Genomic DNA, 13,482 nt, shown 5'->3' on the forward strand with positions numbered 1-13,482 from the left:
GTGACACTAAAAACTAACATACTCGTTTAGTGAAGGCATTCACATTATTACCGCCCTGCGAGCGCCGCCACAGGCGGCCGCCCGGCGGTGAGAAACCGACCGACAGGCACCCCGATTCGCCGGTGCCAGGGATTTAATTGACCAGGATGAGAACCCACTGATGCCACTCCCGCAATCGCGTTACGACTTACCGCGAATTATTTTCGGCGTGCTGTTTATCGCCATCATGATCGTCGCCTGTTTTTGGGTGATCCAACCGTTTATTCTCGGCTTCGCCTGGGCGGGCATGGTGGTGATCGCCACCTGGCCGCTGCTGCTCAAACTGCAAAAGCTGCTGTGGGGCCGCCGTTCGCTGGCGGTGCTGGTCATGACCCTGCTGCTGATCCTGCTGTTCATTCTGCCTATCTCACTGCTGATCAGCAGCGTGGTGGATAACAGCGCGCCGCTGATCGCCTGGGCCAGTTCGCCGGGCAAACTGCATATTCCCGATCTCGCCTGGCTGCAGTCCGTACCGATGATCGGCGACAAACTCTATACCAGCTACCACACGCTGGTTAACGCCGGCGGCGCCGCGCTGCTGGCGAAGGTGCAGCCGTACTTTGGCCAAACCGCCACCTGGTTCGTGGCGCAGGCGGCGCATATCGGCCGCCTGCTGCTGCACTGCGCACTGATGCTGCTGTTCAGCGCCTTGTTGTACGCGCGCGGCGAACAGGTGGCGCTGGGTATCCGCCACTTTGCGGTGCGCCTCGGTTCCGCGCGCGGCGATGCGGCGGTGCTATTGGGCGGCCAGGCGATTCGCGCCGTCGCGCTGGGCGTGGTGGTGACGGCGCTGGTGCAGTCGGTGCTGGGCGGCATCGGTCTGGCGGTAAGCGGCATTCCTGCCGCCACTCTGCTGACGATGCTGATCTTCATCTGCTGTGTGGCGCAATTGGGGCCGCTGTTGGTGCTGGTGCCGGCCATCATCTGGCTGTACTGGCACGGCGACACCACCTGGGGCACCGTGCTGCTGGTCTGGAGCTGTGTGGTGGCCACGCTGGATAACGTGCTGCGCCCAGTGCTGATCCGCATGGGCGCCGATCTGCCGCTGCTGCTGATCCTGTCCGGCGTTATCGGCGGTTTGCTGGCCTTCGGCATGATCGGCCTGTTCATCGGCCCGGTGGTGTTGGCGGTGTCTTATCGCCTGCTGACCGCCTGGATGGATGAAGCGCCGGAGCCGACCTCCGCGCCGGAGCAAGTCATCGACGAGCTGGAAAAACGCTAATTCCCCCTTCCGCCCGCACCGTCGGGCGGAACTTTTCACACCCGTCATTATTCCTACCTCATTCGAGTAATATCTCCGCCCAATATAATGCCGCCCTATATTGATTACGGTACGGCGAATGAAAGGTGCAATGTAAATCCCTGTTTGTTGCAAACGGAAAAAAGAGATAACTCCCGCAAATAAAATGTGATGCCGCTATCGATTAGGATGATTCTTAATGACTAGTCGCGTTCAAAAATCTAGTATTATGGCCATCTATTGCTTCAAATCACTGATTTTAAAGCAACCTTTCTGAACAATGTAATGCCATACATGTGAATTGCTGTGTGTAGTCTTTGCCCATCTCCTACGGTGGGCTTTTTTTTATTCTTTTTTCGTCGAATTGATTATTTTACGCGCCGTTATTTACATTCGGAAATAAAAAGGCCGCAGCGTTAACTGCGGCCCGACGTTAATGCCTCAGTGAGGCCGAGACATTATTTCTTTTTCGACAAATTGATCCAGGTCTGCACCACAGTGTCCGGGTTAAGCGACAGGCTGTCGATGCCCTGCTCCATCAGCCACTCGGCGAAGTCTTCATGGTCAGACGGGCCCTGGCCGCAGATGCCGACGTATTTGCCGTGGCGCTTGGCCGCCTGAATCGCCATCGACAGCAGCGCTTTCACCGCCTCGTTGCGCTCGTCGAACAGTTCCGACACTACGCCGGAATCGCGATCCAGCCCCAGCGCCAGCTGAGTCATGTCGTTGGAGCCGATGGAGAAACCGTCGAAGTGCTCGAGGAACTGATCCGCCAACAGCGCATTGGACGGGATTTCGCACATCATTATCACTTTCAACCCGTTTTCGCCGCGTTTCAGCCCCTGACGCGCCAACTCGGCCACCACCGCTTCCGCCTGCGCCACGGTGCGCACGAATGGCACCATGATTTCGACGTTGGTCAGCCCCATATCGTTACGCACGCGTTTCACCGCCTCGCACTCCAGCGCGAAGCAATCGCGGAAACTGTCGGCCACGTAACGGCCGGCGCCGCGGAAGCCCAACATCGGGTTCTCTTCGTGCGGTTCATACTTGTCGCCGCCCACCAGGTTGGCGTACTCGTTGGATTTGAAGTCGGACAGACGTACGATCACGCGCTTCGGCCAGAAGGCGGCGCCCAGCGTCGCGATGCCTTCGGTTAGGCGACCGACGTAGAACTCGACCGGGTGATCGTAACCCTGCATCAGCGCGCGAATTTCATTTTGCAGCGCCGGCGTCTGCTGGTCGAACTCCAGCAGCGCGCGCGGGTGCACGCCGATCATGCGGTTGATGATAAATTCCAGCCGAGCCAGGCCCACGCCTTCGTTCGGCAAACGCGCGAAGTCGAAAGCGCGATCCGGGTTGCCGACGTTCATCATGATCTTCAGCGGCAGATCCGGCAGCTCGGTCACTTCGGAGCTCTGCACGCTGAAGTCCAGCATGTCGCTGTAAACGAAGCCGGTGTCGCCTTCCGCGCAGGAGACGGTGACTTTCTGGCCGTCTTTCAGCACGTCGGTGGCGTGGCCACAGCCCACTACCGCCGGAATACCCAGCTCACGGGCGATGATCGCCGCGTGACAGGTGCGCCCGCCGCGGTTGGTGACGATCGCGGCGGCCTTCTTCATGATCGGCTCCCAGTCCGGGTCGGTCATGTCGGTCACCAGCACGTCGCCCGGCTGGATGCGATCCATTTCGCTGATGTCGTGGATCACTTTCACCGGACCGGCGCCGATGCGGTGGCCGATGGCGCGGCCTTCCACCAGCACCGGGCTGGTGCCGTTCAGCTGGTAGCGTTCCATGGTCTGCTCGTTGGAGCGTACGGTCTCCGGGCGTGCCTGCACGATCAGCAGCTTGCCGGTATGGCCGTCTTTCGCCCACTCGATATCCATCGGGCGGCCATAATGTTTTTCGATCAGGATCGCCTGCTGCGCCAGCGCCTGCACTTCTTCATCCGTCAGCGAGAAACGGCTGCGCTGCGCTTCCGGCACGTCTTCGATGCGCACCTGCTTGCCGTGATCCTGCGACGGCGCGTATACCATGCGGATCTTTTTCGAACCCAGGTTGCGGCGCACGATCGCCGGCTTGCCGTTTTGCAGCGTCGGTTTGTGCACGTAGAACTCATCCGGGTTCACCGCGCCCTGCACCACCATTTCACCCAAGCCGAAAGCGGAGGTGATGAATACCACCTGATCAAAGCCGGACTCGGTGTCGATGGTGAACATGACGCCCGAGGAGGCCAGATCCGAGCGCACCATGCGCTGTACGCCGGCCGACAACGCCACGCCACGGTGATCGTAGCCCTGGTGCACGCGATAAGAGATGGCGCGATCGTTGAACAGCGACGCGAACACGTGCTTGATCGCCACCATTACGGCATCGATGCCCTGCACGTTGAGGAAGGTTTCCTGCTGACCGGCAAAGGAGGCGTCCGGCATGTCTTCCGCCGTGGCGGAGGAGCGCACCGCAAAGGAAGCTTCCGGTTCGCCGTCGGCGAGCTGTTGGTAAGCCTGATGAATTTCACGCTCGAACTCGGCGTGGAACGGCGTGTCGATCACCCATTGGCGGATCTGGGCGCCGGCCTTGGCCAGTTGGGCAACGTCGTCAACGTCAGTCTGATCCAGTAACTGATAGATGCGCTGGTTAACACCGCTTTGTTCGAGGAAATCGTTAAACGCCTGTGCGGTGGTGGCAAAACCGTTAGGCACGGCCACGCCCAAATCGGAAAGATTGGTGATCATTTCACCGAGGGAGGCATTTTTGCCGCCGACACGGTCAACGTCGTGCATGCCAAGCTGGTTGTACCAAAGCACATTACGCAAGTCTGGGCCATTGTTGGACATCGAGACAATCCTTATTGCTATCAGTAGGGTAAAGACGGATTTAATTCGCTTGCTTTACGGCACCGCTAACACGGAGCCGAATCAGACTAGCACACTGATCCGGGGAAAATGGAAAGGTGAATCGATCAACCCACTGAAGAAAGTGGTTTTTAAGAGAATGTCCTAACCGGCTGATTTGCCTGGGAACCGTTCCCAATCGCACGAAAAGCTTAGTTCTCAACAAATTACGCTCTTTTTAAAATTCTGTTTTAATGACCACGCAAACGCTATCGTTTTTGGTGAAAATAGCGACAAATTTACGTTTCGGCTCGAACAGCGTCGCTGCGCCGCGATTTCTACCGTCGCCAAAGCGCGCTTTTCTTCGTGCGCCGCCGCAAGACGCTTTACCGCCCCGCCGTCACAATTTTTTCCCTCGCCCCTTTACCGGCGGATCGTCTGCGGCTCATGATATTGGCAGTGATGACAGCAGGAACACCGTTTTCAGGTAAGGAGCCTCGGGTGGAAAGAAGCGTTTTTTATATTTCGGATGGGACGGCGATCACCGCCGAAGTGCTGGGACACGCGGTGCTGTCGCAGTTCCCGGTCACGGCGACCACGTACACCTTGCCGTTTGTCGAAACCGAGGCACGCGCACGCGCAGTTCGCCAACAAATCGATGATATCTATAATGAAACCGGTGTACGGCCGCTGGTGTTTTACTCCATCATCTCGCCGGAAGTGCGCGACGTGATCGTTCAGAGCCAAGGCTTCTGTCAGGATATCGTGCAGGCGCTGGTCGGCCCGCTGCAGGGTGAGCTGGAGGTGGAGCCGACGCCAGTGCCGAACCGCACCCACGGCCTGACCGCCAGCAACCTCGGCAAGTACGACGCGCGCATTGCCGCCATAGACTATACCCTGGCGCATGACGACGGCATTTCGCTGCGCAACCTCGATCAGGCGCAGGTGATCCTGCTCGGCGTCTCGCGCTGCGGCAAAACCCCCACCAGCCTCTATCTGGCGATGCAGTTCGGCATCCGCGCCGCCAACTACCCGTTTATCGCCGACGATATGGACAATTTGCACCTGCCGGCCTCGCTGAAACCGTTTCAGCATAAATTATTCGGCCTGACCATCGATCCGGAGCGCCTGGCGGCGATCCGCGAAGAGCGGCGTGAAAACAGCCGCTATGCCTCCTTGCGCCAGTGCCGCATGGAGATCGCCGAGGTCGAGGCGCTGTTCCGCAAAAATCAGATCCGCTACCTCAATACCACCAACTATTCGGTCGAAGAGATCTCCACCAAAATCCTCGACATCCTTGGCATGAGCCGCCGCATGTTCTGATCTTTTCCTCGCGGGGCCGCTGTGCCCCGCCGTCTGCCGTTTATTTCAGCAGCAGCTGATTTTTTTGTGCTTTTTTTCGCGGCTTTGATCAACAGAACGCAATCTCTACGGTTGAATTCAGCGCTTTTTGCGTTATTGTGATCGCCATCACTTCCCGGCACTCCTGCCGCAGAGAAGAACAGTTTCCAGGGAACAACATGTACAAAACAGATGAACTGCGGACCGCGCGCATCGACAGCCTCGTCACGCCGCAAGCGTTGGCGGACAAGCTGCCGATCTCGGCGGCCGTCGCCGATAACGTGACAGCGTCACGCAAACGCATTGAAAAAATCCTCACCGGCGAAGACCGCCGCCTGCTGGTGGTGATCGGCCCCTGCTCCATTCACGATCTCGACGCCGCCGTCGATTACGCCGGCCGGTTGAACGCCCTGCGCGAACGTTACCAGGACCGCCTGGAGATCGTGATGCGCACCTACTTCGAAAAACCGCGCACCGTCGTCGGCTGGAAAGGCCTGATCTCCGATCCGGCGCTGGACGGCACCTTCCAGGTGAACCGCGGCATCGAAATGGCGCGCCGCCTGCTGCTGGAAGTGAACCAGCTCGGCCTGCCGACCGCCACCGAATTCCTGGACATGGTGGTTGGCCAATATATCGCCGACCTGATCAGCTGGGGCGCCATCGGCGCGCGCACCACCGAAAGCCAGATCCACCGTGAAATGGCCTCGGCGCTCTCCTGCCCGGTCGGCTTCAAAAACGGCACCGACGGCAATACCCGCATCGCCATCGACGCCATTCGCGCGGCGCGCGCCGGGCACATGTTCCTGTCGCCGGACAAACATGGCCAGATGACCATCTACCAGACCAGCGGCAACCCGTACGGCCACATCATCATGCGCGGCGGCAAGACGCCGAACTACCACGCCAGCGATATCGCCGCCGCCTGTGACAGCCTGCGCGAGTTCGATCTGCCGGAGCACCTGGTGATCGACTTCAGCCACGGCAACTGCCAGAAAATGCACCGCCGCCAGTTGGAAGTGGCCGACAACGTCTGCCAGCAGATCCGCGCCGGCTCCGCCGCCATCACCGGCGTGATGGCCGAAAGCTTCCTGGTGGAAGGCACGCAGAAGATCGTCGCCGGCCAGCCGCTGACCTATGGCCAGTCGATCACCGATCCTTGCCTGAGCTGGTCCGACAGCGAACAGCTGCTGGCGATGCTGGCGGATGCGGTCGATAGCCGTTTCTGACGCAGCACAGGCCGGGGCCTTGCCCCGGCTTTATTCATCCCGCCCTGCTCATCTATACTGATTGCAACGCTTTAGCACCCGCCGAAATGCACTGGGAGCCCCGGCATGATTCACTCTCTGTTATCCATTCCCTGCGTCACGCTGCAGGGCGAGCAAAAAACGCTGGGCGATTTCCCGGCGCGCGCTTACCTGGTGGTCAACACCGCCAGCAAGTGCGGCTTCACCCCGCAATATCGCGGGCTGGAAAATCTGTGGCAATACTATCGCGAACGTGGCCTGATGGTGCTCGGCTTCCCCTGCAACCAGTTTGGTTCTCAGGAACCGGGCAGCCCGCTGGAGATCGCCAATTTTTGCAGCCTTAACTACGGCGTCAGTTTCCCGCTGTTCAGCAAGATAGAGGTCAACGGCCCCGGCGCCCACCCGCTGTTCAATGAGCTGAAACGCCTGGCGCCCGGCATTCTCGGCAGCCGCCGCATCAAATGGAACTTCACCAAATTCCTGCTCACCGCCGACGGCCAGCGCGTCACGCGTTTTGCGCCGATCACCAAACCCGAACGCCTGTTTGACCGCATCGAAACCCTGCTGAAATAACGCCCCTTTTTTACGGGCCGAGTGCGCTCGGCCCGCCGCCGGATGCCCGTTCGACAAAAAGGTTCCATCGGTAAGAAAATTTTCCTTGATGTAACCTTTCCTTCACATGATAATGATTCTCAGTTTGATATTAATTACCATTTAATGGTCTGTTTTTTAAGCACAATGATGATGGATACTGCCAACACGCCAACCCCCGCCGCCGCGGCCCCGAACGAGCACAGCGCAAACGCGCCGCCCAGCTACGACAGCGCACAGCTGCTCGGCGCCGACGGCATCGCGTTCATTACCCATCAGGGCCAGCGCTATCAACTGCGGCAGACCAAAGCCGGGAAATTGATCCTGACCAAATAACCACAGAATCCTCAAACGCCAGCCACCCCGATCGTTTGATCCAGGCAGCCAGCAAATCTATTGATATGTTTTATTACATACGGAGAGTTGCACCATGCCTCTGACATTTTCCACCCGGCTGCGTTTTTCCGCTTTGAGTCTGGCGATTGCCTGCGCTCTGCCTACGGTGGCCTTGGCACAAAACACCAGCACAACATCTTCTTCCAACGCGGCGCAGGCGAAAAAAGCCAAAGCCGCCGACGAGACCATGACCGTGGTCGCCACCGGCAACCAACGCAGCAGCTTTGAAGCGCCGATGATGGTCACGGTGATCGAAGGCAATTCGCCGGAAAGCCAGACCGCCACCTCCGCCGCCGATATGCTGCGGCGCGTGCCGGGCATCACCGTCAACGGCACCGGGCGCAGCAACGGCCAGGATGTGACGATGCGTGGCTATGGCAAGAACGGCGTGCTGACGCTGGTCGACGGCATTCGTCAGGGGACCGATACCGGCCACATCGGCGGCACCTTCCTCGATCCGGCGCTGGTCAAACGCATTGAAATCGTGCGCGGCCCTTCTGCGCTGCTGTATGGCAGCGGCGCGCTGGGCGGCGTTATCGCTTACGAGACCGTCGATGCCGCCGATCTGCTGCTGCCGGGCCGCGATAGCGGGTTCCGCGTCTACGGCACTGCCGGCACCGGCGATCACAGTTTGGGCATGGGTGCCAGCGCTTACGGCAAGACCGATAACCTCGACGGCCTGCTGTCGTTCGGCACCCGCGATGTCGGCAACCTGCGTCAGGGCAACGGTTTCGATGCGCCTAACGACGAAACCATCAGCAACGTGCTGGCCAAAGGCACCTGGAAGATCGACGACAATCAGTCGCTGAGCGGCGATCTGCGTTATTACAACAACGACGCCCAAGAACCGAAAAACCCGCAGACGCCGGACAGCTCGAGCGGCAACCCGATGACCAACCGTTCCACCATTCAGCGCGACGCCGCTCTGAGCTATAAGCTCAAGCCGGTCGGCCAGGATTGGCTGGACGCCACCGTCAAGCTGTACACCTCGGAAGTCAAAATCAATGCGCACAACGCCGGCGCGACCGACGAATTCCGCAAGCAGACCACCAACGGCGGCAAGCTGGAAAATCGCACGCGCCTGTTCGCCGACAGCTTTGCGTCACACCTGCTGACCTACGGCTCCGAGGTCTATGAGCAGAAACAGCAGCCGGGAGGCGCCACCACCAGCTTCCCGCAAGCCAAGATCAACTTCGCCTCCGGCTGGCTGCAGGATGAAATTACGCTGCGCGACATTCCGATCACCGTGCTGGCGGGCACGCGCTACGACGATTATAAAGGCAGCAGCCAGGGCCACGAAGACGTCAAGGCTGACAAATGGTCGTCCCGTGGCGCGCTGAGCTACTCGCCGACCGACTGGCTGATGCTGTTCGGCTCCTATTCCCAGGCCTTCCGCGCCCCGACCATGGGCGAGATGTACAACGATTCGCGCCACTTCCCCGGCAACTATTGGGTGCCTAACCCGAATCTGCGGCCGGAAACCACCAGCACCACCGAAGCCGGTTTCGGCCTGCGCTTCGATGATCTGCTGCTGGCGGATGACAGCCTGCAATTCAAGGCCAGTTACTTCGATACCGACGCCAAAGACTACATCTTCATGTATGTCACTCGAACGCAGACCGCCTCAGCGAATATCTCTCGCGCCAAGATTTGGGGTTGGGACACCTCGTTGAACTACCAGACCAAGTGGTTTAACTGGGATCTGGCCTACAACCGCACACGCGGCAAGGACAAGTCTCGCAATGGCGAGCTGAACGCGAAAAGCGGCGATTGGCTGGCTGACATCAGCCCGGATACCGTCACCAGTTCGCTGGACGTGCCGCTGGGCGAAACCGGTCTGTCCGCCGGCTGGGTCGCCACCTTCGCGGAACGCGCCACTCGCGTACAAACGGGGACGCCGGAGCAAGGCGGCTATGGCGTCAACGACTTCTATCTGAGCTACAAGGGCCGCGATCGGCTGCAGGGCATGACCACCACCGTGGTGTTGGGCAACGCCTTCGACAAAGAATATTACTCGCCGCAGGGCGTCCCGCAGGATGGCCGCAACGCCAAACTGCTGGTCAGCTACCAGTGGTGATCATTTGACTATCAGGCGGATACCCGGTGTGTCCGCCGTTCGCATTACAGCGCAGGAGAATCCCGCATGAGCAACACCCTATACGAACGCTACCAACAGGCCAAAATCGACCACCCAGGCAAATACGCCCGCGATCTGGCGGCGATCCTCGGCGTCAGCGAAGCGGAACTGACGCACGCCCGCGTTGGCCACGACGCCCGCCGCCTGCAGGCCGACGCCCGCACGTTGCTGACCGAACTCGAGCAAGTGGGCGTCACCAAGTCCATCACCCGCAACAACTATGCGGTACATGAGCAGATGGGCCGCTACCGCAACCAACATCTAAACGGCCACGCCGGGCTGATCCTCAACCCGCGCGAGCTGGATCTGCGCCTGTTCCTCAACCACTGGACCAGCGTTTTCGCCATGAGCGAAACCAACAAGCGCGGCGTGCGCCACAGCATTCAGTTCTTCGACCAACAGGGCGATGCGTTGCACAAGGTCTACACCACCGAGGAAACCGATCTGCCGGCCTGGATGGCACTGGTGGAGCGCCATCTGAGCGAAGAAAACCCGGCGCTGGCCCTGCAGCCCGCCGAGGCGAGCACCTCGGATGAAACGACGCAGGATCATGCCAAAATCGACGCTGAATGGCGCGCGATGACCGACGTTCACCAGTTCTTCCAGCTGCTGAGCCGCAATAAACTCACGCGCCAGCAGGCCTTCCGCGCCGTCGGCGACGATCTGGCCTATCAGGTGGACAACAGCGCGCTGTCGCAGCTGCTGGAAGCGGCGCAGCAGCAGCAAAACGAGATCATGATATTCGTCGGCAACCGCGGCTGCGTGCAGATTTTCACCGGCCAGATCGAACGTTTGATGCCGCAGGAAGGTTGGATCAACGTGTTCAATCGCCGCTTCACGCTGCATCTGATTGAAGGCGCCATCGCCGAAAGCTGGATCACCCGCAAACCGACCAAGGACGGCATCGTCACCAGCCTGGAGCTGTTCGCCGCCGACGGCACGCAGATTGCGCAGCTGTATGGCCAGCGTACCGAAGGTCAGCCGGAACAAACCCAGTGGCGCGAGCAGGTTGCCGCGCTCGCCGCCAAGGACATCGCCGCATGAAATCTTCCTTAATCCGCCGCCTGGCGCTGATGATGACGCTGGCGCTGCCGCTCACCGCCGCGGCGGCACAGCGCATCGTCTCGATCGGCGGCGACGTGACGGAAATCGCCTTTGCGCTCGGCGCCGGCGACGACGTGATCGCCCGCGATAGCACCAGCCTGCACCCGGAAGCGGTGAAAAAGCTGCCGGACGTCGGCTATATGCGCCAGCTGAACGCCGAAGGCATTCTGGCGCTGAAGCCGACGCTGGTGCTGACGACCGAGCTGGCACAGCCGGCGCTGGTGCTCAAACAGCTGGCGGACAGCGGCGTCAAAGTGGTCAGCGTGCCGGGTGACACCACCCTGCAGGCGGTGCCGCAGAAGATCGCCGCGATCGCCGCCGCGTTGCAACGCGTTGAGCAAGGCAAACAGCTGAGCGAGCGCTATCAACAACAGCTGGCGGCGGTCGACACCTCTCCGCTGCCGGTGAAGGTGTTGTTTGTCATGAGCCACGGCGGCATTACACCGATGGCGGCCGGGCAACACACCGCCGCCGACGCGGTGATCGCCGCCGCCGGCCTGAAAAACGCCATGCAGGGCTTTGACCGCTACCGCCCGCTGTCGCAGGAAGGTGTCATCGCCAGCGCGCCGGATCTGTTGCTGGTCACCACCGACGGCGTGCGCACCCTCGGCGGCGAACAGCAGCTGTGGACGCTGCCGGGCCTGGCGCTGACGCCGGCGGGCAAGCAGCGGCGCGTGCTGATCGTCGATGACATGGCGCTGTTAGGCTTCGGCCTGGAAACGCCGGCGGCGCTGGCCAAGCTGCGCCACGCGGCGGAGCAAAAGTAATGCGCTGCCGCACCTCGCCTCAGCTGGCCATCATCGGTCTGCTGGTGCTGCTGACGCTGCTGGCGCTGGTCGCCGCTAATCTCGGCGCGCTGACGCTGTCGTTTCGCACCCTGTGGCGCGAACCTTTCAGCGACGCCGCCTGGCACATCTGGCTGAACATCCGCCTGCCGCGCGTGCTGCTGGCGGTGGTGATCGGCTGCGCGCTGGCGGTGTCCGGCGCCGTGATGCAGGGGCTGTTCCGCAACCCGCTGGCGGATCCTAGCCTGCTGGGCATCAGCAGCGGCGGCGCGCTGTTTGTCGCGCTGTTCATCGTGATGCCGCTGGCGTTGCCGGTGACGATCGCGCTGTACGGCCATATGCTGGCGGCGTTCCTCGGCAGCCTGCTGGTATCGTTATTGATCTACGGCATCAGCCGCAGCGGGCACGGCAATCTGTCGCGACTGCTGCTGGCGGGCATCGCCATCAACGCCCTGTGCATGGCGGCCATCGGCGTGCTCTCCTACGTCAGCAGCGATCAACAGCTGCGCCAGTTCTCGCTGTGGATGATGGGCAGCCTCAGCCAGTCGCAGTGGCCGACGCTGGCGGTTTCCGCCTCGCTGATTTTGCCTACGGCGCTGCTGACGCTGCTGCAGGCGCGCCGGCTGAACCTGTTGCAGCTGGGGGATGAAGAGGCCCACTACCTCGGGGTGAACGTCCAGCGCGCCAAGCTGCAGCTGTTGTTGCTGAGCGCCCTGCTGATCGGCGCGGCGGTGGCGATGAGCGGCGTGATCGGCTTCGTCGGTCTGGTGGTGCCCCATCTGGTTCGCATGCGCCTCGGCGGCGATCACCGCTGGCTGCTGCCCTGCTCCGCGCTGGGCGGCGCCTGCCTGTTGCTGGTCAGCGATACGCTGGCGCGCACGCTGGTGGCGCCGGCCGAAATGCCGGTGGGGTTGATGACCAGCCTGATCGGCGGTCCTTACTTCTTGTGGCTGGTGATGCGCCAGCGGGAGCGAACCGGTGGATAACGCCGCCTGCCTGACGGCCCGAGAGCTGCGTTACAGCCTCGGTGCGCGCCGCCTGATCAACGACGTTTCGCTCAGCCTCGCCGGCGGTGAAATGGTGGCGATTATCGGCCCTAACGGCGCCGGAAAATCGACGCTGCTGCGCTTGCTGACCGGCTATCTGACGCCGGACTGCGGCGAATGCCGGCTGCTTGACCGCCCGCTGGAACACTGGGCGCCGCAACAGTTGGCCAAAGTCCGGGCCGTGATGCGCCAGTACAGCGATCTGGCGTTTCCCTTCAGCGTGGAAGAAGTGGTCAGCATGGGGCGGGCGCCGCACGGCAAACGCGACCAGCACCAGGCGATCCAGCAGGTAATGGCGCAAACCGACTGCCTGGTGCTGGCGCAGCGCGACTACCGTCAGCTTTCCGGCGGCGAACAGCAGCGGGTGCAACTGGCGCGGGTGTTGGCGCAGCTGTGGCAACCGCAACCGTCCCCCGCCTGGCTGTTTCTCGACGAGCCGACCTCGGCGCTGGATCTGTACCACCAGCAGCACACCCTGCGCCTGCTGCGCTCGCTGACGCGCCAACAGCCGTTGGGCGTCTGCTGCGTGCTGCACGATCTTAATCTGGCGGCGCTGTATGCCGATCGGATCCTGCTGTTGCATCAGGGGCGCTTGGTGGCGAGCGGCACGCCGCAGGAGGTGCTGCAGACGGATATCCTCACCCGCTGGTATCAGGCCGATCTCAGCGTGGTGCATCATCCCGAAGTGCCGCTGCCGCAGGTCTACCTGCGTCAATAACGTCAAG

At 61.1% G+C, this 13,482-nt stretch carries 11 protein-coding genes and 1 other RNA gene; 11 read left to right on the forward strand and 1 reads right to left on the reverse strand.

From position 1 onward, the window contains the following. The first annotated feature begins 160 nt into the window (after window positions 1–160). Complete coding sequence (gene ydiK / locus ACJ8IJ_RS18455) at window positions 161–1,261, forward strand: AI-2E family transporter YdiK (RefSeq protein ID WP_004931374.1); 1,101 nt, start codon at window positions 161–163, stop codon at window positions 1,259–1,261. A 257-nt stretch (window positions 1,262–1,518) separates the two neighbouring features. After that, window positions 1,519–1,628, forward strand: an RNA gene (gene rprA / locus ACJ8IJ_RS18460) — antisense sRNA RprA. Between the two features lie 109 nt (window positions 1,629–1,737). Here the strand turns inward: rprA and ppsA are convergent. Then, window positions 1,738–4,116 (reverse strand): phosphoenolpyruvate synthase, encoded by a 2,379-nt coding sequence (ppsA, locus tag ACJ8IJ_RS18465; protein WP_004931376.1) that lies wholly within the window; start codon window positions 4,114–4,116, stop codon window positions 1,738–1,740. 459 nt (window positions 4,117–4,575) lie between these two features. Between ppsA and ppsR the strand changes: the two genes are divergently transcribed. The 9 genes from ppsR to ACJ8IJ_RS18510 all read left to right on the forward strand — a co-directional run bounded on the left by ppsR (window position 4,576) and on the right by ACJ8IJ_RS18510 (window position 13,475). Then, window positions 4,576–5,436, forward strand: coding sequence for a posphoenolpyruvate synthetase regulatory kinase/phosphorylase PpsR (gene ppsR, locus ACJ8IJ_RS18470; protein WP_049239973.1), 861 nt, complete (start codon window positions 4,576–4,578; stop codon window positions 5,434–5,436). A gap of 197 nt (window positions 5,437–5,633) precedes the next feature. Further along, entirely contained in the window at window positions 5,634–6,680 is a 1,047-nt protein-coding gene (locus ACJ8IJ_RS18475) for a 3-deoxy-7-phosphoheptulonate synthase (RefSeq protein WP_049186319.1), read from the forward strand. A 105-nt stretch (window positions 6,681–6,785) separates the two neighbouring features. Continuing rightward, complete coding sequence (locus ACJ8IJ_RS18480; RefSeq protein WP_019456010.1) at window positions 6,786–7,271, forward strand: glutathione peroxidase; 486 nt, start codon at window positions 6,786–6,788, stop codon at window positions 7,269–7,271. A 171-nt stretch (window positions 7,272–7,442) separates the two neighbouring features. Then, complete coding sequence (gene hemP / locus ACJ8IJ_RS18485; protein WP_004931384.1) at window positions 7,443–7,625, forward strand: hemin uptake protein HemP; 183 nt, start codon at window positions 7,443–7,445, stop codon at window positions 7,623–7,625. A gap of 94 nt (window positions 7,626–7,719) precedes the next feature. Then, window positions 7,720–9,762 (forward strand): TonB-dependent hemoglobin/transferrin/lactoferrin family receptor, encoded by a 2,043-nt coding sequence (locus ACJ8IJ_RS18490; RefSeq protein ID WP_004931386.1) that lies wholly within the window; start codon window positions 7,720–7,722, stop codon window positions 9,760–9,762. A 66-nt stretch (window positions 9,763–9,828) separates the two neighbouring features. Further along, entirely contained in the window at window positions 9,829–10,866 is a 1,038-nt protein-coding gene (locus tag ACJ8IJ_RS18495) for a hemin-degrading factor (RefSeq protein WP_442518437.1), read from the forward strand. Further along, complete coding sequence (locus tag ACJ8IJ_RS18500; protein WP_015377710.1) at window positions 10,863–11,693, forward strand: heme/hemin ABC transporter substrate-binding protein; 831 nt, start codon at window positions 10,863–10,865, stop codon at window positions 11,691–11,693. The genes ACJ8IJ_RS18495 and ACJ8IJ_RS18500 overlap by 4 nt, the downstream gene beginning before the upstream one ends. Further along, window positions 11,693–12,697, forward strand: a complete 1,005-nt coding sequence (locus ACJ8IJ_RS18505; RefSeq protein ID WP_016927948.1) for a FecCD family ABC transporter permease — start codon at window positions 11,693–11,695, stop codon at window positions 12,695–12,697. The genes ACJ8IJ_RS18500 and ACJ8IJ_RS18505 overlap by 1 nt, the downstream gene beginning before the upstream one ends. Continuing rightward, complete coding sequence (locus ACJ8IJ_RS18510; RefSeq protein WP_049186314.1) at window positions 12,690–13,475, forward strand: heme ABC transporter ATP-binding protein; 786 nt, start codon at window positions 12,690–12,692, stop codon at window positions 13,473–13,475. The genes ACJ8IJ_RS18505 and ACJ8IJ_RS18510 overlap by 8 nt, the downstream gene beginning before the upstream one ends. Window positions 13,476–13,482 lie beyond the last annotated feature (7 nt).

Source organism: Serratia sp. CY40230, assembly GCF_052168835.1.
Classification (GTDB): domain Bacteria; phylum Pseudomonadota; class Gammaproteobacteria; order Enterobacterales; family Enterobacteriaceae; genus Serratia; species Serratia nematodiphila.